The following is a 26,121-nucleotide window of genomic DNA, read 5'->3' on the forward strand; positions in this document are numbered from 1 at the left end:
GGGCGGCAGGCGATATGACAGCGAGCAGGGCGTCGCGCCGCATTTCCAGATGGCGAAGGTGTTCTCATAGAAGGTGTTGCTGTTGGGCAGGCCGACGGCGACGAAATCGCCGGGCTTCACGCCCAGTTCCATGAAGGCGCGGGCGCGACGGTTGGCGCCGCGCTCCAGCTGGCTCCACGTCAGGACTTCACCGGAATGAATGATGGCTGGCGTATCGTGGCCCTTGCGGTCCGCGTACCAGCGCGGCGTATCGCCCATGGGTAGCAGCATGTGTTTCCTCGCCCGTCTGGCGCCGGTGGCGGCGGATGCGCCGGTCGCGGTCAGACCGGCGGGCGCGCCCCCAAGCCAGATGATTGGTGCTTGTGGTTGCTCTGTGGCCGGACAGTAGCAGCCTGGCCGGAGCGTGTTCTAGAGCGCATTCCCACCCGTCTGAAAAGCCCGCGCGAAAAAAATCTGCGCGATTCCATGCGATTCCATTATCGGCCGGCAGGCCGCCTGGCCGATGACGCGGCGCCAGTGGTTTTCACCAGACGCTGTGCTAGAAGGCCCTGGGCTCAGACTGGCAAATAGCGGCGGCCCATGGGAGGTAGTATGAAGTCCTTGTTTGGAGCTGGCGTCGCCCTCGCGACCATGCTGGCCAGCTCCGCGTTCGCGGCGGAAAAGAAGTACGACCAGGGTGCGTCCGACACCGAAATCCGCATCGGACAGACCGTGCCCTACAGCGGCCCGGCGTCGTATGGCGGCACCATTGGTCGCATCCAGGTTCCCTATTTCGAAGATCTGAACGCCCGTGGTGGAATTAATGGCCGCAAGGTCAAGCTGATTTCGCTCGACGACGCCTACAGTCCGCCCAAGACCGTGGAGGCGACGCGCCGCCTGGTCGAAAGCGATGGCGTGCTCGCGACTTGGTTCTCGATGGGAACGGCGCCGCAGGTGGCTGTCCAGAAATATTTGTTCTCGAAGAAAGTGCCGCAGCTGATGGTTTCGACCGGCTCGCCGCACTGGAACGAGCCGAAGAAATTCCCGCTGACCGTCTCGGCCCTGGGGCTGTATTCGACTGAGGCGCGCGCTTTCGGACGCTGGCTGACCGGGCACAAGCCTGACGCGAAGGTCGCCATCCTGTACCAGAACGATGATCTGGGCCGCGAGTACGTCGCCGACTTCAAGAAGGCGCTTGGCGACAAGGGCAAGGGGATGATCGTCGCCGAAGCGAGCTACGACATCACCGACCCGACCATCGACTCACAATTGGTGAAGCTCGCCAACTCCGGCGCCGACGTGTTCTACAACGTCACCGTCGGCAAATTCGTGTCGCAGTCCCTCCGCAAGACCTCGGAGCTGGGCTGGAAGCCGCTGCACTATCTGGTGGGCGTCTCCACCAGCCGGCCGCTGCTCAAGGCCGCCGGCTTTGAGAACGCCAAGGGCCTGCGCTCGCTCGTCTATATCCGCCAGCCGACGGACGCCGAATGGCAGAACGATCCGCTGGTGAAGGAATACCAGGCGTTTCGCGCCAAACATACGCCGACTGTCGATCCCGGCGATGCGGTTGGCTTCATGGCGTGGGGCGGCGCTCGCATGCTCGAGGAACTGCTGAAGCGTTGCGGCGACAATCTGACCCGCGAAAACATGATGACGCAGCTGAAGGGCATGTCGGGCTACGCGCCCGCGCACTTCCTGCCGGGCGTGACGTTCGAAATCAGCGCGGATGACTACGAGCCGGTGCGCACCTTCTTCTTCGCCGAGTTCAACGGCGAAACCTGGGTGCGCGGCAAAGAGCCGGTGAATCGCTGACCGTCCGATCGGGGCAGGCCCACGAGCGCGATTTCTGATCAACCAGGCGTTTTTTGCCTGATCGGAACGCGCCCTGACCTGTCGCCGCCGGACGGGACCGGATTTGCCCGGATTGATCTGCCTGGCCGGGACGTGACGCTGTCATGTCCCGGCTTTTTGTTGTTCAGATTACGTAAATCGTCCGTCAGAGTTTGTCGTATTTTCATGTTGAAGCGCCAGAATTCTGTCGGATTTTTCGGAAATTTGTTGCGTTTAGTTATTGAAATACGAATACTTTCCAATAATTTAGAGATATTTTCAAAAATTCTATAAACGATAATTGTGATATACATGAAAAATTTGATGTTCTTGCGGTTGTTTCCGGCGAAAATCCGATGGTTTCCGGGCGTTGCTGTCGTATCTGTCGCCTCCATGTCTATCTCCGTCGTCACTCTTGTTGCCGCTGCCGCTGCCGCGGATGCGCCGGGGCCGGATTTGGCATGGCGACAGTCGCCGCCTGTGGCGGCGTGCCGGGAGCATGGCCCGGGTTTCTTCGCCATTGCCGCAACCGGCGCCTGTGCGCGGATCGGCGGCCTCGTGCGGCTGGATGCTGGCGGCACGGCGCCGTTGCCGGTGAAGTCGCGCGACTGTTTCGGTCCCGCCACGCTTGGCCGGATCAGCGTCGATGCGCGCTCCAGGACGGAGTGGGGCGTGACCCGCACCTTTGTCCGCTTCGGACTGCAGAGCCTGACAGGACGCGGTTTCTCGGGTGGACTGGACCGCCGGGCGGGGGGCTTTGGCGCCACGGGCGTCGATACGTTCGGCCGGGCGCAAAAGGGCGTGCTGCTGGATCGCGCCTTCATCCAGTTCGGCGGGCTGACTGCCGGCCGCGCCGCCTCGTTTTATGATTTTTATGCGCATGACGTGGAGATGACATCGGTCACGCCCGCCTCTGACCCACCGCCGGTGAACCTGCTGGCCTACACATTCAAAGCCGGCGGGGGGATCAGCCTCACCGTTGCGGCGGAAGATCCCACATCACGGCGCACGCCGGTTGCGTTTGTCCGCATGTGGGGCGGGCGCACGTTGTTGACCGGGGGGATTCCGGTGGCGCCGGTTCCTGCCGGCGCGATCGATGGCGCGCCGGACTTTGCCCTGGTCGATACGCGGCAGCGCCTGAACGCTCCGGACGTCACCGCCGCCCTGCGGCTGGACGGCGGCTGGGGCGCTGCCCAACTCTCCGGCGCGATACATCAGGTGAACATGGGGCCGTTTGTCTCCACACTGAACCCGGGCGTCGCCCCGGTTGCGGCGGCGCGCCCGGCCGCCCGCTACGGCTTCGCCGCGCAGGCCGGCCTGATGCTGCGTCTGCCGGCCCTTGCCGATGGCGACCGGCTCTGGTTGCAGACGGCGGCGGCGCGCGGCGCCATCAGCTATACGGGCGCCAATACGCCGGCCGGGCAGGGCAGCGTCTCGGGCAGCGTTTTTGGTTGCGTCGGCGCTGACATGGCCGAGGGCTATGTGGGACCCGGTGGCCGGCTGCGTCTTTCGGAAAGCTGGTCGGCCGTGGCGGCGTTCGAGCACTACTGGCGGCCTGATCTGTCGCAGAGCTTCTTTGCCGGCGTTTCCGGCGTCAGTTTTGGCTCCGGCGCGCCGGCAGGCCTGGACGCGCGGGGAGCGGGCGGCGCCGGCCATTCCAGGCTGCTCTCCGGCAATCGGGTGCGGGCGGCGGGCACGCGCCTTGCCTGGTCGCCGGTTCAGGCGATGACGGTCGCGGCGGAGGTCGCCTGGACGGAACTGCGCCTGCGTCGCCCCGGCCCAGATCTGCGCCGCAGACTGGCGCCCGCCCTGCGCGCTTCGGATAGCGGCTGGGTCGGCAAAGTGCGGGTGGAGCGCAGCTTCTGAAAGGGGCGGGCTGTCTGACGCCTGCTCCAGCTTCATGGCCGCCGCCCGGGTGACGCCGCTCAAGTGACGCCCAAGTGACGGCGCCCAAGTGACGCCGCCGGTGCGGCCGGCGCGCCGTGAACGGATGCCGTCTCAGGCGTCCGGCCCTGACGACGCCGGTTTTCATCTTGCGCGCGGCGCCTGTCGGGGCTCTGATGGGGCCGCGATGGACAACGCGGGAGGATGGAGCATGAGCAGCGGAGCCGGCGACTTCTACGATGCGCGGGAAACCCGGGACCCGGCGGCGCGCGAAGCCGACCTGATGCAAAGGCTGCCGGACGCCGTTGCGGCGGCCATGCGCCATCCGGGCTGGGCGGCGCATCTCTCCGGCGTCGATCCGCAGGCGGTGCGCGATCGCGCCGCCCTCGCCAGGCTGCCGGTGCTGCGCAAATCGGTGCTGCCTGGCGAACACCGTGAATCGCCGCCGTTCGGTGGCTTCGGCCCGTCCGACCTGTCGCACTTCGGCCGGCTGTTCACGTCGCCCGGCCCGATTTTCGAGGGCGAGGGAACCGGTGTTGATCCGTGGGGCACGGCGCGGGCGCTGTTCGCCGCCGGGCTGCGGCGCGGCGACGTGGTGCTGAACACCTTCGCCTATCACCTGACCCCCGGCGGCTTCATGATGGATCACGGCGCCCGGGCGCTTGGCTGTCCGGTGATCCCCGCCGGCCCCGGCAATACCGAACAGCAGTTCGAGGTGATCCGCGCTTTCAGGCCCGTCGCCTATGCAGGCACGCCGGATTTTCTCAATATCCTGCTGGCGGCGGCGGATCGCGATGGTCACGACATCTCCTGCATCCGCAAGGCGACGGTGAGCGGCGCGGCGTTTCCCAAATCCCTGCAGGAGGCGTTTTCCGCCCGCCGCATCGAGGGCTACCAGTCCTATGGCACGGCCGATGTGGGCACGGTGGCCTATGAGACGGTCGCCCGCGACGGCATGGTGCTGAACGAGGACATCATCGTCGAGATCGTGCGGCCGGGCACGGGCGAGCCAGTGGCGGAAGGCGAGGTCGGCGAGGTGGTGGTGACGACGCTGGACGGGCTGCATCCGGTGATCCGCCTGGCGCTGGGCGATCTCACCGCGATCATGCCCGGCGTCTCGCCGTGCGGGCGCACCGCGCCGCGTATTCGCGGCTGGCTCGGACGCGCCGACCAGACGGCCAAGGTGAAGGGCATGTTCGTGCGGCCGGAGCAGATCGCCGACGTGAGCCGGCGCCACCCGGAGCTTGGCCGCCTGCGGCTGGTCATCACTCGCCACAACGAAGCCGACGCCATGGAGTTGCGCGCCGAGGCGCCGCAACACACCGACGGTCTGCGCGATGCGGTGCAACAGACCCTGCAGGGGCTGACCAAACTGAAAGGCGCGGTGAGCCTCGTCGCTCCTGGCAGCCTGCCCAACGATGGCAAGGTGATCGCCGACGAACGGCCGGTGGGGTAGGGGCCTTTCGGGCGATGTGAGCGTCGCTTCAGGAAAGCCGGAGCTGGGGCAGGACGCCGGTTGGTCTGAGCGGGGGTGACGCCAGCCCCGCCGCCACGTCCTTACGCGGTTCTGCCCCAGTCGATGACGCCGCGACCGTTGGCTTTCAGGAAGGCGTTCGCTTGCGAAAACGGCCGCGAGCCGAAAAAGCCGCGCCGGGCCGACAGGGGCGAGGGGTGAGCGCTTTCGATGACCAGATGCCGGCCCCCGGCGTCCAGACTGTCGATGAGCGGCGCGAACTTGCGGGCGTCGGCGCCCCACAGGATGAAAACGACGGGCCTGTCGCCGCCGGCCAGGCTGGCGATCACCTCATCGGCCAGCGCTTCCCAGCCGAATTTGCGGTGGGCCCCGGCGGCCCCCGCTTCCACAGTCAGGGATGCGTTGAGCAACAGCACGCCCTGATGGGCCCAGCCGCTGAGCCGGCCGGTGGCGGGCGTCGGCGCGCCGAGATCGTCGGTCAGTTCGCGGAAAATGTTGCGCAGGGAGCGGGGCGGGGCGGCGTCCCGGTCGACGGAAAAGGCGAGGCCATGGGCGTCGCCAGGCGTCGGATAGGGATCCTGACCAAGAATGACGACCTTCACCGCCTCCGGCGGCGTCAGGGTCAGCGCGGTGAAGACCTGATCCGCGGGCGGCAGGATGTGCGCGCCCGCATCATGGCGGGCATCGGCGCGCGCGGCCGCCTGGGCGGCCTTGCCCGAACGAAAGAACGCCAGCGCGGCCCAGCCATTGCCGCTGGCCTGGAAGCGGGCGACGGCGCCGGCATAGGCGGGCGTGGAGGCAGGGGCCCGGATGGCGGCGGGAGGAGCGACGGTCATGCCTCCCTGATAAAGCGATTTGACGCCGGGATGAAGGTCCGGGCGCCGTCCAGATGAGCCGGCGCGGTTTCGCGTGAAGAAACGGGTCCTTTCAAAGCGATATGGCAAAATCCGGGTCCGTATGAATGGATGTTGCTCCAGCGTCCTGTCCGATGGACTACCGCGCTGACTTCTCCGCCGCCTGCTGGTCGATGCGGATGCGTCCGTCGATTCGCGGCGCGACCGAGCCTTTCTCACGCAACCAGCCCATCACGTCGTTGGCCAGCAGCCGGTTGCCGGCGTCAGCGCCATTGCCAGCGCCGCCGGTCGCCGCGGCGAACATGCCGTAGCCATCGCCGCCGCGCAGCATGTAGTCGTTGATGGCGACGGCATAGACGGCCGCAGGATCAAGCGGCTTGCCGGCCACGCTGGCTTCGGTGACGCGCTGGCCCACGGGCCGCGCCAGATCGGCGGCGACCCGCACGCCGGAGACCTGGGGAAACCGCCCGGCGCGGGCGTCCAGCCGCGAGAAGCCGTTCTCCAGCGCCGCCAGCAAGGTTTTGCCGCTGGCCTTCACCACCACGGTCTTGTTGCCGAACGGCAGCTCGGTCAGGACGTCGCGCCGCGTCAGCGTGGAGCCGGCGGGATAGATGCGATTGCCGCGGATCGAGCCGCCATTGATGATGGCGACATCGGCGCCGGACATGGCGCGAATGGCGTCGGCGATCACGTCGCCGCCGCTGGCCTCGCGGTAGCGCACGGCGGCGGCGCGGGTGTCCAGCTCGGCGCCCAGCGTTGCAAGCGCGACGTCGAGGGCTTTTGAGAGGTCGTTCTCGAAGGCGTCGATCCGCGCCTGCATCGCCGGGTCCGGGTTCACCAGCAGCGTGTCGTGCACGCGAAAGCCGGGGCTCCACTGCACCGTGGGCTTGTCGTCGCGGGATGCGCCGCCGCGACCTGGCGCGCGGCGGGCGTAAATGTCGATGGCGGTGACGTAATTGCCGTCATGGCTGGATTCCACCGCCGCCGTGCGTTCGTCCCAATAGACGAACAGGTCATGGATATGGCCGGTCAGCAGCAGGTCAACCAGGCCGGAGCGGATGATTTTGAAGTCCGTCTCCCGGTCGGTGTGGGTCAGGGCGACGATGAACTCGGCGCCCTCCTTGCGCAGCAGCGCCGTTTGCGCGGCCAGCGTTTCCATCACGGGCGCGAATGTCAGATCGCCGGCGTTGGACTGCATCGGGATCTCGGCCAGGGTCACCCCGACAAGGCCGACCCGGAAACCGCCGAGATCGAAAATTTTGCGGTCGTGGTGGCCAGGCAGCGGCCGGCCGGCGGCGTCGCGCATGTTGGCGCCGAACACCGGGAAATGCGCTTCGGCGAGGCGCTGGAAATAGACCTTCGGTCCAAAATCGAACTCGTGGTTGCCGGGCACGAACGCATCGGGCGCCACCATGTTGGTCAGCGTCACCACATGGGCGCCATGGTCGAAGCCTGAATAAAGCGACGGGGAGAAGGCGTCGCCGGCGTGGCAGAACAGCATGGGGACGCCTCGCGCCCGCTCCGCCTTCACCACGGCGGCGAGGCGGCCATAGCCGCCGCGCCCGTCCTCGGCGTTCATGCGGTAGATGTCGTTGACGAGGAGGAACGAGAAGGCCGGCTTCGGCGTTTCGTTCTGCGTGGCCGCCTGCGCTGACGCCGCCGTTCCCGCCGCGAGGGGCAGGGCCAGGGCGCTGATGGCCCCGCGACGCGTTAACTCACCCATGCTTTCTCCCCCCAGCCTTCCTGCTGCTGTATGTATCAGGCGCACCAGACCATCGCCGCCTCATCGCGGGCGACGCCAGAGCAAAATCCATTCATGCCCGACCGGATTTCGCTCCATCTTTTTGAACTGACGCGTTTTCTTCAGGCGAAGCGGCGTCCGCTGCGCTGGAAAACGCTCCATGTGATCCAAACTCTCACTAACCCGCTCCCGGGTTACGGAAGCAGAATGACATGACGCGCGATGCATCTCCTGCCGGTGATTCCGGTTTTAAACCGGATAATCATCCTGGGAACGACGGCCGGCCTCTACATGGCCGCATCGGCGTGCTGCTGATGAATCTGGGCACGCCGGAGGGCACGGATTACTGGTCCATGCGGCGTTATCTGAAGGAGTTCCTGTCGGACCGGCGGGTGATCGAGACCTCCCGGCTGCTGTGGTGGCCGCTGCTCAACCTGATCATCCTCACCAAACGTCCCGCCGCCAAGGGCAGGGACTACGCCTCGATCTGGAATACCGAGCGCAATGAAAGCCCGCTGAAGACCATCACCCGGGCGCAAACCGAACAACTGGCGGCCGCCATGGCCGGAATTGACGACCGCATCGTGGTGGACTGGGCCATGCGCTATGGCCTGCCCTCGGTGGAGGACCGGGTGAAGGCGCTGCAGGCTCAGGGCTGCGACCGCATCCTGATGGTTCCGCTCTATCCGCAATACGCCGCCGCCACCACCGCCACCGCCATGGACCAGGCGTTCCGCGCGCTGATGAAAATGCGCTGGCAGCCGACCATCCGCGTGGCGCCGCCCTATTACAACGATCCCGCCCATATCGACGCGCTGACCCGGTCGCTGAAGGGGCATCTGGCGAAGCTGGACTTTGAGCCGGAGGTGATCCTGGTGTCGTTCCACGGCATGCCGAAGGACTATCTGCTCAAGGGCGACCCCTACTACTGCCAGTGCCATGTCACCTGGCGGCTGATGCGCGAGGCGATGGGCTGGCCGGAAGAGCGCTTCCGCATGAGCTTCCAGTCGCTGTTCGGCAAGGGCGAGTGGCTGCGGCCCTATACGGATGAAACCATCAGGGCGATGGCCCGCGATGGGGTGAAGCGGCTGGCCGTGGTGACGCCTGGCTTCGCCGCCGACTGCCTGGAGACCCTGGAGGAAATCGGCGTTGAGAACGCGGAGTATTTCCACGAGAACGGCGGCGAACAATACGCGGCGATTCCCTGTCTCAATGACAGCGCCGAGAATGGCGAGATGCTGCGGGCGCTGGTGACGCGCGAACTGCAGGGCTGGATCTGAGGCGCCGGCATCGACTTCACGTTTGCGCAGAACGCCCGGATCGCGGATTGCATGCCTCCGGACTTTGTGAAACAGCCCGGAGGGGTTGGAGACAGGAGCACAATCCGTTCGCGCCGAAGCGGATTTGCGCTCTGTCTTTCTGAACTGGCGCGTTTTCCTCACGCGAAGCCGCGTCCGCCTGGCTGGAACACGTTCCAGACTGCAATATTGGGGGTGCGCGCATGCTGACGGGGTTCAACATTTTCATCATCGCCGTGGTCGTCCTGGTGATCGTGACAGTGATCGCCGGCGTCCGCACCATCCCCCAGGGCTACGCTTATACGGTGGAGCGTTTCGGGCGCTATGCGCGCACCCTCGGCCCCGGTCTTGGCCTCATCGTTCCCTACATGGAGCGTGTTGGCCATCGCATGAACATGATGGAGCAGGTGCTCGACATTCCCGGCCAGGAGGCGATCACCCGCGACAACGCTGGCGTCAGCATCGACGCCGTGGCCTTCTTCCAGGTGCTCGATGCGCCGCGCGCCGCCTATGAGGTGTCGAACCTTCCGGTGGCGCTGCTGACGCTGACCATGACCAATATCCGCACCGTGGTTGGCTCCATGGATCTCGACCAGTTGCTGTCGCATCGCGACGAGATCAACGAGCGGTTGCTGCGCGTCATGGACCAGGCCGCCGCGCCCTGGGGGGTCAAGGTCACGCGCATCGAGATCAAGGACATCCTGCCGCCGCCTTCCATCGCCGAAGCCATGACCCGGCAGATGCGCGCCGAGCGCGAGAAACGCGCTAACGTGCTGGAGGCCGAAGGCCTGCGTCAGGCGGCCATCCTGCGCGCCGAAGGCGAGAAGCAGGCGCAGATCCTCGCCGCCGAAGGCCGGCGCGAAGCGGCCTTCCGCGACGCCGAGGCGCGTGAGCGGCAGGCGGAAGCTGAGGCGAAGGCAACCACCATGGTGTCGGCCGCCATTGCCGAAGGCGATGTGACGGCGGTGAACTTCCTGGTGGCGGAGAAGTACATCGAGGCGTTCCGCGTGCTCGCCGCGTCGCCCAACCAGAAGGTCGTGGTGGCGCCTTACGATTCCGCCGGCCTGATTGGCGCGGTCGCCGGCATCGCCGAGATTTCGAAGCAGGCGTTCGCTGAAGGCAACGCGGCGCCCACGCGCCGTGCTCCGGTCACGACGCCGCATGTCTGATATATTGCCGTATCACTCCCTGGGCATGCGGAAGCGTCATGGACAGCATTGAAACCAGCTGGCTGCTGCTGATCGGCGGCGTGGCGCTGATGGCGCTGGAGATCGTCGCGCCTGGCGTCTATCTGCTCTGGTTCGGGCTGGCGGCGCTGCTTGCCGGCGCTGTCGACGCGGCTTTCGGCCTTGGCTGGCAGGCGTCGCTGGCGGCGTTCTGCCTGTTCAGCATTGTCACCGTGATCGGTGGACGCTGGCTGACCCGCACGGCCTTTGACCGCAACGACGCCCGGCCGGTGGTGCTGAACCGCCGGGCCAGCGCCCTGATCGGCCGCATCGCGCCCCTGCACGAGGCGATTGTCAGTGGCCGTGGGACGGTGCGCATTGACGACACGATATGGCGCGTGCAGGGGCCGGACGCGCCGGCGGGCGCCATGGTGCGGCTGGTCGCGGTGGAAGGCGTCGGCTTCGTGGTCGAGCCGGCAGAAAAATAGCTGGCGGAAAAATAGCCGGGGCCAGAAGCGCCGGGGCTACGCCCGCTTCAGGCCGCGCCGGCGCGCAGCAGGTCGAGGTAGTGCACCAGGCCGACGATGGCGCCGTTCTCCACCACCACGAGCGCCGTGACCTTGCTGCGCTCCTGCAGCTCAAGGGCGCTGGCCAGAAGGGTGTCGGGGCTGATGGCTCGCGGATTGCGCGACATCACCGCGTCCACCGGCGTCGTTGCGATGTCGGGGCTGAAATGGCGGCGCAGGTCGCCGTCGGTGATGATGCCGGCCAGCTTGCCGTCGGCGTCTTCCACCAGCACGCAGCCAAACCCCTTGCTGCTGATTTCGGCGATGGCGTCGCGCATCAGCATGCCGGTTTTGACGATGGGCAGGCGGGCGCCGACGTGCATGATTTCGCGGACGTGCCGGAGCTGGGCGCCGAGCTTGCCGCCTGGATGAAACACGCCGAAATCCTGGCGGGAGAAGCTGCGCCCTTCCAGCAGGGCGATGGCCAGGGCGTCGCCCATGACGATCTGCAACGTGGTGGAGCTGGTCGGCGCCATGCCGTTGGGGCAGGCCTCATCGACCGCCGGCAGGGCCAGCACCACGTCTGCCTGGCGGGCGAGGGTGGAGGTCGCGCGCGAGGTCAGGGCGATGAGCGGAATGCGAAAGCGGCGCGAGTAGGCCACCAGATCGGACAGCTCGGTGGTTTCGCCGGACCAGGACATGGCCAGGATGACGTCGTCGGTCTGGATCATGCCCAGATCGCCGTGGCTTGCCTCGGCCGGGTGGACAAAATAGGCCGGCGTGCCGGTGGAGGCCATGGTGGCGGCGATCTTGCGGCCAACGTGGCCCGATTTGCCCATGCCGGTGACGATCAGCCGGCCGCGGCTGGCGTTGATGAGGGCAACGGCGGCGGTGAACGGCGCGCCAAGGCCATTGGCGAACGCCGCCGCCAGCGCGTCGAGGCCGGCTTTTTCCGTCGCGAGGGTGCGCAGCGCCGCGGCGACAGGACTGTCAGGGGCGTCAGGCGTCGGGCTGGAGGCTGGCAGGCTGCTCATCGACAGGCAATATCCGGAAGCTGCGGGCCCGGAGTTGGCTACGGGCCATGAATGGGTTCAGGCCCATGCCTGAGAAACCGTCTTAAAGGCAATGCGCCATCAGTTTGACGCGGCGCGTTTCCTTCACGCGAAGCCGCGCCGCCTCGCGCGCCATAAATAGTCGCCTGGCGAAGCAGACGCAAACGCCGCCGGATTCCCCACGGAATCCGGCGGCGTTTCGCGTGTACTGGCATTGGCCGTCGGTTCAGCGCGGCGGGTCAGCGCGTCGCCAGCAGATTCTTCAACTCGTCGCGGAACTGGCCGGCCAGGTCGGGACGCGACAGGGCGTAGGAGACGTTGGCCATGAGGAAGCCGAGCTTGGAGCCGCAGTCATGGATCTCGCCATCGAAACGGGTGGCGTAGAAGCGGTCGTTCTGCGCCAGCTGGATCATCGAGTCGGTGAGCTGGATTTCGCCGCCGGCGCCGCGCTCCTGCTTCGCCAGCAGGTCGAAGATTTCCGGCTGCAGGATGTACCGGCCGGAGATGGCGAGATTGGAGGGCTGGGTCCCGGCTTTCGGCTTCTCGACCATCCGGGTGATCGGATAGACGCCGTCGCGCGGCGGCTCAACGCCGACGATGCCGTACTGGTTGGCCTGGTCCTCCGGCACCTCATACACCGAGATGATGTTGCCGCCGACCTTGTCATAGGCGGCGCGCATGTCGGCGAGGCAGGCGGTCTGGCCGAAGTGCAGCATGTCCGGCAGCACCAGGGCGAAAGGTTCGTCGCCGACGATCTCGCGGGCGCACCAGACGGCGTGGCCGAGCCCCAGCGGCGCCTGCTGGCGGGTGAAGCTGGTCTGGCCGGCGCCAGGCAACTCGGCCAGCAACTGTTCAAGTTCCTTCGTCTTGCCGCGTTCGGCGAGCGTGCGCTCCAGCTCGAACTGGTTGTCGAAGTGATCCTCGATCACGCCCTTGTTGCGGCCGGTGACGAAGATGAAGTGTTCGATGCCAGCGGCGCGGGCTTCGTCCACCGCGTGCTGGATCACCGGACGGTCCACGACGGTCAGCATCTCCTTGGGCATCGCCTTGGTGGCGGGCAGGAAGCGCGTGCCGAGGCCAGCGACCGGAAAAACGGCTTTGCGGATCGGTTTTTGCATGAAAAATCCTGGATGCTTGCTCAGTCGGTAGGAACTGTCCGTGTCCGTGACATCGACAGCTTAATAATTGACTGATGGATTGAAAAGGAGGGCGCCGGGTCTGAAAAACTGCTGGCCTGAATCATCTTGCGCCTGGCTGGGGCGGGGGCGACCCGACCTGGACAGGACGCCGGGCGGCGGCGGCATTGTTTCCCTAGGGTAAGGTAAACTGCTTGGCGAGATCATGCGGCTCATTCTCTGGGGTGATGTGACGAATCCATGACCGGCGTATGACGGACCTGGTCTCTTCCCTGCTTTTCGATCACATCCTCTGGAGCCGGTGGCCCTGTGGCGACGTCCGCCGCGTCAACGGCCGGCCCTTGCGGATGCGCGGTGGTTGCGCGCGATGACGGGCGCGCGATGACGGGCTATATTCCCTTCACGCCATGGCGCGCCGTTCCGGAGCGGGGCGTGATTGCGCGGCGCGGGCGTTCCCCTGCAGCGGACGGGAGAGCAATGGGCAAGGCTCTGAAACCGGTTGGAATGGCCGTGGCGACGCTGGTCGCCTGGTTGCTGGTCGCGCCAGAACGGCTGCCGGACGTGACCGCGCCGTCGTTGTCGGGCGCCGGCGCGGCCCTGGCGCTGGACATGGACTTGCGTCGCCCCATGTTCAGCCAGCCGTCTCGCGGCAGGAGCCAGCAGCGCGCTCCGGCGCGCGGCGCCGGGCGCTACCCGTCGGCGCCGGCCCCACAAGCGCAGCAGCGCGGGTTTTTTGACAGTCTGTTTGGGGCGCCGCAGCGACCGCAATATCAGCCAGGTTACCGTCCGCGCCCGCCGGCGATGGCGCGCCCGCCGCGCCAGGAACCGCGCAGGACCGTGCGTCGCCCGCCCCCTCCGGCTGCGGCGCCGCGCCCGGCGGTCGAGCAGACGGAGTTCGTCTATCTGCTGGCGTCGCCAGCGCCAGGCGCGAGCCTCGGCGAGGGGCTGGAGGCGGCGCTGGCTGACCGGCCGGTTGCCGGAGTGAGGACATTGCGCGTTGCCGCGGAAGATGCCCAGGGCTCCGGACCCGACGCCGCGCGGTTGCTGGCGGCGACGCCGGCCGTCATGGCGGAGCCGGACAAAAGCGCCGTACTCGTCGTTGCGGCCGCGCCTGGATGGGCGAAGCTGTCGGAACCGCAGCTCGCCGCGCTGGTCGCCAGCATATCAGCCAACATGGCGACGCGTCGCACGCCCGTGGTCTGGGTGGGGCTGCCGCCGGTCGCTGACAAGGAACAGTCCAGCCGTTACGCGGCCCTGAACGGCGCCTTGCGCGCCGCCGCCGACAAGGCGGGCGGGGGCTTCGTCGACGCATGGGCGGTGTTCGCCGACGATGGCGGCGGCTTCGCCGTTTATGGGCCGGCGACGACCGGCGAAACCGTGCGACTGCGCGAGGATGATGGCGTTGCCCTGACTAGGGCCGGTGCGCGCAAGCTGGCGCATTTTGTCGTGGTGGAGGTGCGCCGGCTACAGGCGCGCCAGGCCGCGACGCCCGCCACAGCCCTGATTGATCCGTTCAGTTTGCCCGGGCCGCAGCAGTCGGCGCCGGCGGCGACGGTTTCCCCGCCCAAACCTGTGGCGAAGCCTGAGGTTGGCCCGGTGTTGCCGCTGAATCTGGTTCGCCAGGAGCCCGACGGCAAGCTGACGCCGCTGGACGGCGGCCGGCAGGATCTGGCGGATGCGGCTGCGCGCAAGGCGCTGCGTGAGGGCGTCCCCGCCGCGCCGCCGCCTGGTCGCGCCGACGATTTCCGCTGGCCGCGTCCGGGAGGGTAGGTTCGGGAAAAGCGGGGTCCATCTTTCGTTGAACTGCTTTTCAACGAGAATGCCGGGGCGTCTCGGGGAGCCTTCAGACCCGATGGAAACGCCCGGATGATCGGGGTGCGCCCAAAACAGCAAGCCCGCTCCAGGACATCGTGGGCGCGCGCTGGGCAAAACAAAAGGCGTGGGGCTGGCCCACGCCTTTTGTTTTTCTGTGTCTGGCGGGCCTGTCGGCCGGATGCCGGACCTGTCCGGCTTTGCCTTCAGGTTCACCGGCGCGTTGTGACTGGCGCCTGCCAGGCTGGCGAGGCCAAACATGCCCGCAACACGTACGGGCATGACGCGTCGCGAACCTGCGAAACCCGGTGTCAGCGCGGCAGTTCGCTGGAGCCCATCAGGAACTCGTCAACCGAGCGGGCGCACTGACGGCCTTCGCGAATGGCCCAGACGACCAGCGACTGGCCGCGACGCATGTCGCCAGCGGTGAAAACCTTCTCGCGCGATGACTTGTAGCTGATCACGTTGGCGGCGACGTTGCCGCGCTGATCGAAGTCGACGCCGAGATCGGTCAGCATGCCTTCGTGCACCGGTTGGGTGAAGCCCATGGCCAGCAGCACCAGATCGGCCTTCAGCTCGAACTCCGTGCCCGGCAGCGGCTTGAAATCCGGGCCGACGCGCACGCAGGTCACCGCCTTCACCGCGCCGTTCTTGCCGGTGAATTCCACCGACGACACGGCAAAGTCGCGCTCGGAACCTTCCTCATGGCTGGACGAGGTGCGCAGCTTCAGCGGCCAGTCCGGCCAGGTCAGCAGCTTGTTTTCCTTTGCCGGCGGCTGCGGCATGATTTCGAGCTGGGTGACGGACAGGGCGCCCTGGCGCACCGAGGTGCCGATGCAGTCGGAGCCGGTGTCGCCGCCGCCGATGACCACCACATGCTTGCCAGTTGCAAGGATCGGCGCCGAGCGGTCGGTATTCTCGCCAGAAACCCGGCGGTTCTGCTGCGGCAGGAATTCCATGGCGAAGTGGACGCCGCCGAGATCGCGCCCGGGGATCGGCAGGTCGCGCGGGTTCTCGGCGCCGCCGGTCAGCACCATGGCGTCGTGGTCGGCCAAAATCGTGTCGACGGTCACGTCGACGCCGACGTTGACGCCGTAGTGGAAGGTGACGCCCTCGGCCTCCATCTGGGCGACGCGGCGGTCGATCAGATGCTTCTCCATCTTGAAGTCGGGGATGCCGTAGCGGAGCAGGCCGCCGGCGCGGGCGTTCTTCTCATACAGATGCACGTCATGACCGGCGCGCGCGAGCTGCTGGGCGCAGGCGAGGCCGGCCGGGCCGGAGCCGATGACGGCGACGCGCTTGCCGGTCTTCGCCTGCGGCGGCTGCGGCTCGATCAAACCGTGCTCCCAGCCGCGATCGACGATGGCGCACTCGATGGTCTTGATGTTCACCGGGCTGTCGGTGAGGTTGAGCGTGCACGACGCCTCGCAGGGCGCCGGGCAGATGCGGCCGGTGAATTCCGGGAAATTGTTCGTGGAGTGCAGGTTGCGCAGCGCCACGTCCCAGTTGCCGTTGTAAACCAGATCGTTCCAGTCGGGGATCTGGTTATTGACCGGACAGCCGTTGTGGCAGAACGGAATGCCGCAATCCATGCAGCGCGCCGCCTGGTCGCGCACGCCCTGCTCGCCCAGCGGAATGACGAATTCCCTGTAATGGCGGATGCGGTCCGAAGCTGGCCGGTACTTGCGATCCTGGCGGTCGATTTCGAGAAAGCCGGTAACCTTGCCCATCGTCTGCGTTTGCCTTTTCCAGGCGGCGTCGAGCCGCGGCGCATTGCGGGAGCGGCCTGCTGCGCTGGCGCGCCGAACCGCCCGAACCTCTGGTTGATCTGGGACCCCGCTGTCCTGAAGACAACCGGAGCGCACCCAACGCATTTCCGGCCAAGCCCGGCGCGCTGAAATGCAGTATCTCTTTGGTTTGACGCATCTTCGTTGCGAAAAGCGGGGCCGCTTTCCGCGAAAATGCTCCGGGCGACCCGTGGGCCGCCCGGCGGGCCGTGCGCCTTACTCGGCGGCGACGGGACGCTGGGACTGCTCGATTTCCTGCAGGGCGCGGCGGTATTCCACCGGCATCACCTTGACGAACTTCGGCAGGTAATCCGCCCAGTTGTCGAGGATCTGCTTTGCCCGGGCCGAGCCGGTGTAGCGCAGGTGGTCGGCGATGAGCTGACGCAGGCGCTCCGCGTCCTGGCTGGACATGTTGGCCAGCACGTCGATGCGGCCCTTGAAGTCCAGATCGCCGGACTGGTGGCGCTTCTCCATCAGTTCCTCTTCCTCGGTGACCGGTTCGAGGTCGACCATGGAGAGGTTGCAGCGGCTGGCGAAGTCGCCGGCCTCGTCCAGCACATAGGCGACGCCGCCTGACATGCCGGCCGCGAAGTTGCGGCCAGTCTGGCCAATCACCACCACGACGCCGCCGGTCATGTACTCGCAACCGTGGTCGCCCGTGCCTTCAACCACGGCGATGGCGCCGGAGTTGCGCACGGCGAAGCGCTCGCCGGCCACGCCGCGGAAGTAGCACTCGCCAGCGATGGCGCCGTACATCACCGTGTTGCCGACGATGATCGACTTCTCCGGAACGATGCCCGAGTGCGCCGGAGGCCGAACGATGACGCGGCCGCCCGAGAGGCCCTTGCCGACGTAGTCATTGGCCTCGCCGGTGAGGTCGAGGGTGACGCCGGCGGCGAGCCAGGCGCCGAAAGCCTGGCCGGCGGTGCCGGTAAGGCGGATGTTGATGGTCCCGTCCGGCAGGCCGGCGTGACCGTAGCGCTGCGCCACCTCGCCCGAGAGCATGGCTCCGGTCGAGCGGTCGACGCTGCAGGTGGTCATCCCGATCTCGACGTTCTCGCCGCGTTCGAGCGCCGGTCCGGCGGCGGCGATCAGCCGGCGGTCAAGCACCGCCTCCAGATGATGGTCCTGGAACTCGTTGTGATAGATGGCCTTCGGACCATCCGCTTCCGGCTTGTGGAACAGCTTCCTGAAGTCCACGCCGCGCGACTTCCAGTGCGCGTCCACCTGGCGGCGGTCGAGCATGTGCATCTGGCCGACCATCTCGTCGAAGGTGCGGTAGCCCAGGGCGGCCATCAGCTCACGCACTTCCTCGGCGACGAAGAAGAAGTAGTTGATGACGTGCTCGGGCTGGCCAGTGAAACGCTTGCGCAGCACCGGATCCTGGGTGGCGACGCCAACCGGGCAGGTGTTGAGGTGGCACTTGCGCATCATGATGCAGCCGGCGGCGATCAGCGGCGCGGTGGCGAAGCCGAACTCGTCCGCGCCGAGCAGCGCGCCGATGACCACGTCGCGGCCGGTGCGCAGGCCGCCGTCGACCTGGACGACGATGCGGCTGCGCAGCTTGTTGGCCACCAGGGTCTGGTGGGTTTCGGCGAGGCCGATTTCCCACGGCGAGCCCGCGTGCTTGATGGAGGTCAGCGGCGAGGCGCCGGTGCCGCCCTCGAAGCCCGAGATGGTGACATGGTCGGCGCGCGCCTTGGCGACGCCGGCGGCGACCGTGCCGACGCCGATCTCCGACACCAGCTTCACCGAAACGTCAGCCTTCGGGTTGACGTTCTTCAGGTCGTAGATGAGCTGCGCCAGATCCTCGATCGAGTAGATGTCGTGGTGCGGCGGCGGCGAGATCAGGCCGACGCCCGGCGTCGAGTGGCGCACGCGGGCGATGACCGCGTCGACCTTGTGGCCGGGAAGCTGGCCGCCCTCGCCGGGCTTGGCGCCCTGGGCCATCTTGATCTGGATCATGTCGGCGTTGACCAGATATTCCGTGGTCACGCCGAAGCGGCCCGAGGCCACCTGCTTGATGGCCGAGCGCATGGAGTCGCCATTGGCCAGCGGGCGGAAGCGATCCGGCTCCTCGCCGCCCTCGCCGGTGTTCGACTTGCCGCCGATCCGGTTCATGGCGATGGCGAGGGTGGTGTGCGCCTCCCGCGAGATCGAGCCATAGGACATGGCGCCGGTGGCGAAGCGGCGCACGATGCTGACGGCGTCCTCCACCTCATCCAGCGGAACCGGCTGGCGACCATCGTCCTCGGCGGTGCGAATGCCGAACAGGCCGCGAATGGTCAGCAGGCGCTCGCCCTGCTCGTTGATGCGCTGGGCGAAGGCCCGGTACTTGTCGCGGGAGTTGCCGCGCACCGCGTGCTGCAGGTCGCGAACGGTGTCGGATTCCCATGCGTGCGCCTCGCCGCGGAGGCGCACGGCGTAGTCGCCGCCCACGTCCAGGGCGCTCAGGTAGATTGGCGCGTTGCCGAAGGCGTCGCGGTGGCGGCGGGCGGTTTCCTCGGAAACCTCGCTGAGGCCAACGCCTTCGATCGGCGTCGCGGTGCCGGTGAAGTACCGGGCGACGAATTCGCTGGACAGGCCGACGCCGTCAAAGATCTGCGCGCCGCAATAGGACTGGTAGGTCGAGATGCCCATCTTGGACATGACCTTGAGCAGACCCTTGCCCACCGACTTGATGAAGCGCTTCACCGCTTCCTTGCGATCGACCTCCGCCGGGAACTCGCCGCGGGCGTGCATGTCGAGAATGGTGTCGAACGCAAGATACGGGTTCACCGCTTCAGCGCCATAGCCGGCGAGGCAGGCGAAATGGTGCACTTCGCGGGCTTCGCCGGTCTCGACCACCAGACCCACGGAGGTGCGCAGGCCCTTGCGGATCAGGTGATGGTGCACGGCGGCGGTGGCCAGCAGCGACGGAATCGGAATCCGGTCCGGGCCAACCTGGCGGTCGGAGAGCACGACAATGTTGTAGCGGCCGCGCACCGCGTCCTCGGCGCGCTCGCACAGGCGCTTCAGCGCCTCTTCCATGCCCTCGGCGCCCTTGTCGGACGGGTAGGTGATGTCGAGCGTCTTGGTGTCAAACTGGTCTTCGACCGCGCCGATGTTGCGGATCTTCTCCAGGTCGCCGTTGGTGAGGACGGGCTGACGGACTTCGAGGCGCTTCAGGCGGGCCGTGCCCTCATGATCGAGGATGTTGGGACGCGGGCCAATAAACGACACCAGGCTCATCACCAGCTCCTCGCGGATCGGGTCGATCGGCGGGTTGGTGACCTGGGCGAAGTTCTGCTTGAAGTAGTTGAACAGCGGACGCGGACGGCCGGACAGCGGCGCGATCGGCGTATCGGTGCCCATGGAGCCGACAGCCTCCTGGCCGGTGACGGCCATGGGGGAGAGCAGCAGCTTCAGGTCTTCCTGGGTGTAGCCGAACGCCTGCTGGCGATCGAGCAGGGCGACGTCGCCGCGGGCGGCGCGCGCCTCGACCGGCGGCAGATCCTCGAGCACGATCTGGGTGCGGCCCAGCCACTCCCGGTAGGGGTGGATGGTCGCCAGCTCCTTCTTGATCTCGTCGTCGGAGACGATGCGTCCCTTCTCCAGGTCGATGAGCAGCATGCGGCCTGGCTGCAGGCGCCACTTCTCGACGATGTCCTCTTCCGGGAAGGTGAGCACGCCCATTTCGGAGGCCATCACCACGAGGCCGTCGCGGGTGACAAAATAACGGGCCGGACGCAGGCCGTTGCGGTCCAGCGTCGCGCCGATCTGGCGGCCGTCGGTGAAGGCGATGGCGGCGGGGCCGTCCCACGGCTCCATCAGGGCGGCGTGGTACTCGTAGAAATCGCGACGCTCGTCGTCCATGAGCGGGTTGCCCGCCCAGGCCTCGGGGATCAGCATCATCATGGCGTGGGCGAGCGAGTAGCCGCCGCGCACCAGGAACTCGAGCGCGTTGTCGAAGCAGGCGGTGTCCGACTGGCCTTCATAGGAGATCGGCCACAGCTTCGAGATGTCCTCGCCGAACAGCGGCGACGACACGGAAGCCTGACGCGCCGCCATCCAGTTGACGTTGCCGCGCACGGTGTTGATCTCGCCGTTGTGCGCCACCATGCGATAGGGGTGGGCCAGCGACCAGGTCGGGAAGGTGTTGGTGGCGAAACGCTGGTGCACCAGCGCGATGGCCGAGGTCATGCGCGGATCATTGAGATCGCTGTAGTACTCGCCAAGCTGGTTGGAGAGCAGCATGCCCTTGTAGATCAGGGTGCGCGACGACAGGCACACGGCGTAATAGCCGGCCATGCGCGGGTCCTGACGGTCGTAGATGGCGTTGGAAATGACCTTGCGGACAAGGTAGAGGCGACGCTCGAATTCGTCCGCGCCGGCTTCGCCGGCCTGCATGTCGGCGCCGCGGCCAATGAACACCTGACGGTGATCCGGCTCGGTCGGCAACACGGAATAGCCAAGGCCAGAGTTGTCGACGGGAACGTCGCGCCAGCCAAGCAGCACGAGGCCTTCAGCCGCGACCCTGTCGGCGACGATCGCCTCGATCTCCTTCTTGCCGTCGGCGTCGCGGGGCATGAAGAAGTGACCGACGGCGTAGTCGCCAGGGCCAGGCAGCTGGACGCCAAGCGGCGGGCAGACGGCGGCGAAGAAGTCATGCGGCATCTGCAGCAGCAGTCCACAGCCGTCGCCGGCCTTGGGATCCGCGCCAACAGCGCCGCGATGCTCCAGATTCTTGAGGATCGACAGGCCATGCTGCACGATGTCGTGCGTGCGGTGGTTGTGCATGCTGGCGACGAAGCCGACGCCGCAGCTGTCGTGTTCGTTGGCGGGGTCGTACAGGCCAGCCGGGGCCGGGAAACCCGGGTCCGTGACGCGACGGGTCGTCACCGCGGCGGCGTCGACGCTGCGCGCATGGCCAGCCGCGGCGGGGAGGCTGGCGTTATCGTTCGTGCTGGCGAAACGGCCTGGATTGTCGCGCATGTTGTGCTGGCCCTCGACGTAAAACTCTTGCGCCGCCGGCGAGCGGCGGCTCAGCGCCAGATTGGTCCCACGCCGGACATTGGTGATGTCCATTGCAGGCGGCAGTCATCGAGGGTCGGTCGCTCTGGCCTTGCGCCCGCTCCTCGCGGGCCCGTTGATCCGGTCAGGCCACGCGTGCGTCAGCGATCCGCTCGGTGCGGATGGTAGTTTCCAGGCTTTTTCGCTCAGCCGCGTTCATAGCTTCGCCGATCTGCCTCGCCAGGGGGGAGCGCCTGTTGCGCCCGATAATGGACAGTAGCACTGTCCTAAACGCACTTTGGCAGATTTCCAGACTACACACAAGATATGTGGCCCCAAGAATGTCAGCACAAGTTTTGTGCAGGCAAATACAAAAAAGGCGCCCCGAAACCGGGGGCGCCCGACAACCGGAGCCAGGCAGGCTCCGGTCAGACCAGACACAAGGACGGATCAGTGCGCCGCGCGCGGCGTTTCGTCTGCGTCCACGCCAGTCTGCAGGCTGGGGCTGAGGTCGCGCGACGGGCTGCCGGCGGCTGCGATCGGGATCATGCGCGGCTTCTTGGCTTCCGGGATCTCACGCACCAGCTCAACGTGAAGCAGGCCGCTGTCGAGCCGGGCGCCGGTGACCAGCACATGGTCGGCAACCTGGAATTTCCGCTCGAAGGCGCGGGCGGCGATCCCCTGATGCAGGAATTCCGTACGGGCGTTTTCGGCGGGCGGGGCCTTCTCGCCGCGAACGGTCAGGGTGTTTTCCTTCAGTTCGAGCGACAGCTCGTCGGTTGTGAAGCCGGCGACGGCGATGGTGATGCGGTAGGCGTTTTCGCCGGTCCGCTCAATATTATAGGGTGGGTAGCCCGAGGCGCCGTCAACGGCGGCGAGCTTGTCGAGCATGTTGAACACGCCGTCAAAGCCAACGGTCGAGCGATAAAGCGGGGAGAGATCGAAGTGTCGCATGGCATATCCTCCTGTGAGCGACATGCAGCCCGCCTCAATTGAGCGCGGACAGGCAGGTATTGCGCAGCCTGTGTGGCCTGCGCTCCCTTCAGTTCGGCGCCCAATAGCGGTATTTCAAGTGGCGTTGACAACATGGCTGCGCTGGGGGCGACGTTTTCATGGCTACCGAGGGATGGCGTTTTGCCGAAACCGCAGGTTATCGCCTGCCTGATGGCCATGAGGCGCTCAGCGTCGTCACGCGGGACGGCAGGACGTTGCGGGGGGTCCGTTGGCCGGCCCGCCTCGATCCGCAACGGATGCCGGCTCCCCAGGGCACGATCTGCCTGATGCAGGGGCGGGCCGAATTTATCGAGAAATACGCCGAGACCATTGAGGATCTGCTGCGCCGCGGCTTCGCGGTCGTGACGTTCGACTGGCGCGGCCAGGGCCTGTCAGACCGCGAACTGCCCAACCGGTCGAAAGGCCATGTGGCCGACTTCCGCCTGTACAGGAACGATCTGGATGCGGTTGTCGCCCAGGCGGTGCCGGACTACTGGCCGCGCCCGCTGTTTGGTCTGGCCCATTCCATGGGCGGCGCCATTCTGCTGCAGGCGCTGGCTCACGGCTTCACCCGGTTCGCCCGGGTGGCGTTGAGCGCTCCGATGGTCGACATCGCCCTGCCCATGGCGCCGGGAGCGGCGCGCGGCCTGGCCCGCGCCCTGGGCATGGCCGGGATGGCGCGGGCATGGATTCCAGGCGGCGGCGCCCAGTCCGTTTCCATGAAGCCGTTCGAGGGCAACCCGCTGACCGGGGACGCCGGGCGTTACGCCCGCAACGCCGCACTGCTGGCGGCGGCGCGTGAAGGCGGGCTGGACATTGGCGTCGGCGATCCCACCGTGGGCTGGCTGAACGCCGCTTTCCGCTGCATCGCGGACATGGCGACGCCGGATTTCACGCGCGCCATCTCCACCCCGGTGCTGATTGTCGCCGCGGGGGCTGATCGCGTCGTTTCCACGCCGGCGGTCGAGCGGCTGGCGATGCGGCTGAAAACCGGGCGGGCCATCGTGCTGCCGGAGGCGCGACACGAGATCCTGATGGAGCGCGATGACATCCGCGCCGCTTTCTTCGCGGCGTTTGACGCCTTTATTCCGGGGAGCGCCGCCGAATTCGCGCCGCAGCCCCTGGGCGTGGATGGCGGCAGGGTCTGAGACGGCGCGTCTGGACGCCTGCGCTCCGGAGGGCCGGGATCAGGCCGGATGAAGCGCGGCTTTCAGCTTTTCGCCGGCGGCGCGCAGCTCTTCCGGGGTGGCGCGCGGCGTGGGCCGGAACGTCAGCTTTTCCTCGGCGATGTAGCGCCGGGAGGTCAGGTCTGTGGTCTCGTGCATCGGCACCACATGGGCGTGGACGTGCGGCACGTCGACGCCCGTGAACAGGAAGCCGGCGCGCGCCACCCCATACAGCGCCTTCTGGGCGCGGGCGATCTTCTGCCCCATGGCCACGACCTCGGCGGCCAGTTCCGGCGGCATGTCGTCAAAGAATGGGTAGTGCTGGCGCGGGACGATCAGCGCGTGCCCCTCGCGCACGGGCTGGATGTCGAGGAAGGCGACGAGGTTTTCGCTTTCACAGACGATCTGCGCCGGAATGGTTCCGGCGGTGATGGCGCAGAAAAGGCAGCCGTTGCTCACGGGTCGTTTCCCCTGTTTTTCCTGGTTGGTCGTTTTTCCTGGCGAGAGGCGGCGGCCGCAATCAGGCGGCGCCGGCCAGCAGCCGCATGGCCGCCGCGTGGATGGCGGGATCGCCCGCGGCGATGATCTGCCCGCCCTGGGTGGCCGGCTGGCCGTCCCAGGTGGTGACGACGCCGCCCGCGCCCTGAATGATCGGAACCAGCGGCGCGATGTCGCACGGCTTCAGGCCCGCTTCGATGACCAGGTCGATATGGCCGGCGGCGAGCAGGCAATAGGCGTAGCAGTCCGCGCCATAGCGGGTGAGGCGCACGGCGCCGCGCACCCGGCCGAAAGCCTCCGCTTCAGCGGCGCTGAACAGGTGCGGCGAGGTTGAGGACAGGGTTGCCTCCGCCAGGGAAGCGCAACTGCGGGTGCGGATCACCCGGGTTCCGGCGCCGCGCTGATAGCGGCTCTGGCCGCAGTCGCCGTAGAACTTCTCGCCAATGAACGGCTGGCACATCATGCCATAGACCGGCGCGCCGTTGCGCTTCAGGCCGATCAGCGTGCCCCACAGCGGCAGGCCGCTGATGAAGGCGGAGGTGCCGTCGATGGGATCAAGCACCCAGACGTACTCGGACGACGAGCCCTCATCGCCATATTCCTCGCCCTCGATGCCATGGGCCGGAAACGTCTGGCGGATGCGGGCGCGCATGGCCGCCTCGGCGGCGCGATCAGCCTCGGTCACCGGATCGAAGGCTCCCTGACCGGCCTTGTTCTCCATGGTCATGGCCGAGCGGAAAAATGGCGCGATGGTGCGGGCCGACAGATCGGCGAGGTCGTTCACGAACGCGGCGAAATCAATGGCCGTCACGATGCTGTCTCTCTCCACCGGCGTCAGCGTGGGGCCGCCGCGCCCGTCAGCGCGATGCAACCTGTGTTCTGGCGACCGCCCCATCGGCGACCTTGCCCTGGGCAGTCAGGCCATGGCCGCGCCTGCGCGCGCCGGCGTCCATTCATGCCATAGCGGCGATGAAATTGCGATGTCAGCGTCTGGATGTCGGGCGTTTACTCGGCGGCCAGCCGCTGCGTGGGCAGGCTGGCGGTGAGCATGGGGAGGAAGCTGGCGAATACGCCCAGCAGATTGCGGCTGAAAGCGGCCCAGCCAGGTCCCGGTTCGATGCGCTGCTCATCCATATAGAGCGACCGGTTGATCTCGATCTGCACCGCGTGGCGGCCGGCCAGCGGCGCGCCATAGTGCTCGGTGATGAAGCCGCCGGCGTAGGGCGCGTTGCGGGTGACGCGATAACCGGCGTCAGCGAAGCCCTGTTCAAGGGAATCCATGATCGCCGGGGCGCAGCTTGAGCCATAGCGGTCGCCCAGCACGATGTCCGGCGTGCCGCCGAGACGACGCGGCGTGCTGGTGGACGGCATCGAATGGCAGTCGACCAGCACCGCGACGCCGAACTGTCGCTGGGTGCGGGCGAGCAGCCGGCGCAGGGCGCGATGATACGGTTTGTACAGGGTGTCGATGCGGTGCAGGGCGGCTTCAGGCGGCAGGCGCTCACGCCAGATAGAGCGGCCCTCCGCCACCACTTTGGGGATCGTGCCGAGGCCGCCGGCGACGCGCGGCGAGCGCGTGTTCGCCCACGCCGGCAACGGGGCGCTGAACATCTCCGGGTCCAGCTCCCAGGGCTCGCGGTTCAGATCGAGAAAGGCGCGGGGAAAACAGGCGTGCAACAGCGGCGCGCCCAGCGACACCGCCGGCGCCGCGAGCAGATCGACGAAAGCGTCCTCGGAGCGTCGCAACTCCAGTGCGTCAAGCTGGCTGGCGGCGATGAACTCCGGCGGATAGTCACGGCCTGAATGGGGCGCGTTGAACACCACCGGCGCGATCTGCAGCAAGGGTTCGGTGACCACGAACGGGGGATCGAATACGGGCTCCGTTTCAAGGGGCATGCATCAGGTCCTGCAAGCGGCGGTCGGGCCGGAAAACGGCTTGAACAGGGACGACGC

General features: G+C 67.1%; 20 protein-coding genes. 8 read left to right on the forward strand and 12 right to left on the reverse strand.

The genetic code is table 11. The features are described 5' to 3' along the window. The coding region (locus IE243_RS09375; RefSeq protein WP_191319093.1) for an AMP-binding protein at window positions 1-270 on the reverse strand (270 nt) is incomplete at its 3' end. A 321-nt stretch (window positions 271-591) separates the two neighbouring features. Here IE243_RS09375 and IE243_RS09380 point away from each other — a divergent pair. Next, window positions 592-1,791: an ABC transporter substrate-binding protein gene (locus tag IE243_RS09380; protein WP_244643018.1), complete on the forward strand. Its 1,200-nt coding sequence runs from the start codon at window positions 592-594 to the stop codon at window positions 1,789-1,791. A 38-nt stretch (window positions 1,792-1,829) separates the two neighbouring features. Here the strand turns inward: IE243_RS09380 and IE243_RS09385 are convergent, their stop codons facing one another. After that, a complete protein-coding gene (locus IE243_RS09385; protein ID WP_191319095.1) occupies window positions 1,830-2,204 on the reverse strand; it encodes a hypothetical protein in 375 nt (124 codons plus the stop codon). A gap of 61 nt (window positions 2,205-2,265) precedes the next feature. Between IE243_RS09385 and IE243_RS09390 the strand changes: the two genes are divergently transcribed. Both IE243_RS09390 and IE243_RS09395 read left to right on the forward strand, forming a co-directional pair. Continuing rightward, on the forward strand, window positions 2,266-3,675 hold the full coding sequence (locus IE243_RS09390) for a porin (RefSeq protein WP_191319096.1): 1,410 nt from the start codon (window positions 2,266-2,268) through the stop codon (window positions 3,673-3,675). Between the two features lie 229 nt (window positions 3,676-3,904). Next, window positions 3,905-5,149, forward strand: a complete 1,245-nt coding sequence (locus tag IE243_RS09395) for a phenylacetate--CoA ligase family protein (protein WP_191319097.1) — start codon at window positions 3,905-3,907, stop codon at window positions 5,147-5,149. 101 nt (window positions 5,150-5,250) lie between these two features. Here IE243_RS09395 and ung read toward each other — a convergent pair whose 3' ends face one another. Both ung and IE243_RS09405 read right to left on the reverse strand, forming a co-directional pair. Continuing rightward, window positions 5,251-6,003, reverse strand: coding sequence for a uracil-DNA glycosylase (ung, locus tag IE243_RS09400; RefSeq protein WP_191319098.1), 753 nt, complete (start codon window positions 6,001-6,003; stop codon window positions 5,251-5,253). Window positions 6,004-6,160: 157 nt separating this feature from the next. Continuing rightward, window positions 6,161-7,744: a bifunctional metallophosphatase/5'-nucleotidase gene (locus IE243_RS09405; RefSeq protein ID WP_191319099.1), complete on the reverse strand. Its 1,584-nt coding sequence runs from the start codon at window positions 7,742-7,744 to the stop codon at window positions 6,161-6,163. A gap of 230 nt (window positions 7,745-7,974) precedes the next feature. Between IE243_RS09405 and hemH the strand changes: the two genes are divergently transcribed. The 3 genes from hemH to IE243_RS09420 all read left to right on the forward strand — a co-directional run bounded on the left by hemH (window position 7,975) and on the right by IE243_RS09420 (window position 10,714). Continuing rightward, complete coding sequence (gene hemH / locus IE243_RS09410; protein WP_191319100.1) at window positions 7,975-9,042, forward strand: ferrochelatase; 1,068 nt, start codon at window positions 7,975-7,977, stop codon at window positions 9,040-9,042. Between the two features lie 221 nt (window positions 9,043-9,263). Continuing rightward, window positions 9,264-10,229 carry an SPFH domain-containing protein gene (locus IE243_RS09415; protein WP_191319101.1) on the forward strand — a complete coding sequence of 322 codons (966 nt, stop codon included), beginning with the start codon at window positions 9,264-9,266 and terminating at the stop codon, window positions 10,227-10,229. A 38-nt stretch (window positions 10,230-10,267) separates the two neighbouring features. Beyond that, a complete protein-coding gene (locus tag IE243_RS09420) occupies window positions 10,268-10,714 on the forward strand; it encodes an NfeD family protein (protein WP_191319102.1) in 447 nt (148 codons plus the stop codon). Between the two features lie 47 nt (window positions 10,715-10,761). On the opposite strand, the gene IE243_RS09425 is transcribed toward IE243_RS09420, so the two are convergent. Together IE243_RS09425 and galU are read right to left on the reverse strand one after the other, a co-directional pair. Further along, window positions 10,762-11,766 carry a KpsF/GutQ family sugar-phosphate isomerase gene (locus tag IE243_RS09425; RefSeq protein WP_191319103.1) on the reverse strand — a complete coding sequence of 335 codons (1,005 nt, stop codon included), beginning with the start codon at window positions 11,764-11,766 and terminating at the stop codon, window positions 10,762-10,764. A 257-nt stretch (window positions 11,767-12,023) separates the two neighbouring features. Continuing rightward, window positions 12,024-12,902: a UTP--glucose-1-phosphate uridylyltransferase GalU gene (gene galU, locus IE243_RS09430; RefSeq protein WP_191319104.1), complete on the reverse strand. Its 879-nt coding sequence runs from the start codon at window positions 12,900-12,902 to the stop codon at window positions 12,024-12,026. A 495-nt stretch (window positions 12,903-13,397) separates the two neighbouring features. On the opposite strand from galU, the gene IE243_RS09435 reads away from it, so the two are divergent. Beyond that, the gene (locus IE243_RS09435; protein ID WP_191319105.1) at window positions 13,398-14,690 is read left to right on the forward strand and encodes a DUF459 domain-containing protein; all 1,293 of its coding nucleotides are present in this window, start codon (window positions 13,398-13,400) and stop codon (window positions 14,688-14,690) included. Window positions 14,691-15,043: 353 nt separating this feature from the next. Here the strand turns inward: IE243_RS09435 and IE243_RS09440 are convergent, their stop codons facing one another. The 3 genes from IE243_RS09440 to IE243_RS09450 form a co-directional block, all read right to left on the reverse strand. Further along, complete coding sequence (locus IE243_RS09440) at window positions 15,044-16,462, reverse strand: glutamate synthase subunit beta (RefSeq protein WP_191319106.1); 1,419 nt, start codon at window positions 16,460-16,462, stop codon at window positions 15,044-15,046. 273 nt (window positions 16,463-16,735) lie between these two features. Next, window positions 16,736-21,586, reverse strand: coding sequence for a glutamate synthase large subunit (gltB, locus tag IE243_RS09445; RefSeq protein ID WP_244643019.1), 4,851 nt, complete (start codon window positions 21,584-21,586; stop codon window positions 16,736-16,738). A gap of 375 nt (window positions 21,587-21,961) precedes the next feature. Continuing rightward, on the reverse strand, window positions 21,962-22,465 hold the full coding sequence (locus IE243_RS09450; protein ID WP_191319107.1) for an Hsp20 family protein: 504 nt from the start codon (window positions 22,463-22,465) through the stop codon (window positions 21,962-21,964). A gap of 158 nt (window positions 22,466-22,623) precedes the next feature. Between IE243_RS09450 and IE243_RS09455 the strand changes: the two genes are divergently transcribed. After that, complete coding sequence (locus IE243_RS09455; protein WP_191319108.1) at window positions 22,624-23,652, forward strand: alpha/beta fold hydrolase; 1,029 nt, start codon at window positions 22,624-22,626, stop codon at window positions 23,650-23,652. 39 nt (window positions 23,653-23,691) lie between these two features. Here the strand turns inward: IE243_RS09455 and IE243_RS09460 are convergent, their stop codons facing one another. From IE243_RS09460 to IE243_RS09470, 3 genes are all read right to left on the reverse strand, one after another. Next, the gene (locus tag IE243_RS09460; RefSeq protein WP_191319109.1) at window positions 23,692-24,129 is read right to left on the reverse strand and encodes an HIT family protein; all 438 of its coding nucleotides are present in this window, start codon (window positions 24,127-24,129) and stop codon (window positions 23,692-23,694) included. Between the two features lie 61 nt (window positions 24,130-24,190). After that, entirely contained in the window at window positions 24,191-24,979 is a 789-nt protein-coding gene (hisN, locus tag IE243_RS09465; protein ID WP_191319202.1) for a histidinol-phosphatase, read from the reverse strand. A gap of 194 nt (window positions 24,980-25,173) precedes the next feature. Beyond that, a complete protein-coding gene (locus tag IE243_RS09470; RefSeq protein ID WP_191319110.1) occupies window positions 25,174-26,064 on the reverse strand; it encodes an N-formylglutamate amidohydrolase in 891 nt (296 codons plus the stop codon). Window positions 26,065-26,121: the final 57 nt, after the last annotated feature.

It is taken from the genome of Camelimonas fluminis (assembly GCF_014656355.1).
GTDB lineage: Bacteria > Pseudomonadota > Alphaproteobacteria > Rhizobiales > Beijerinckiaceae > Camelimonas > Camelimonas fluminis.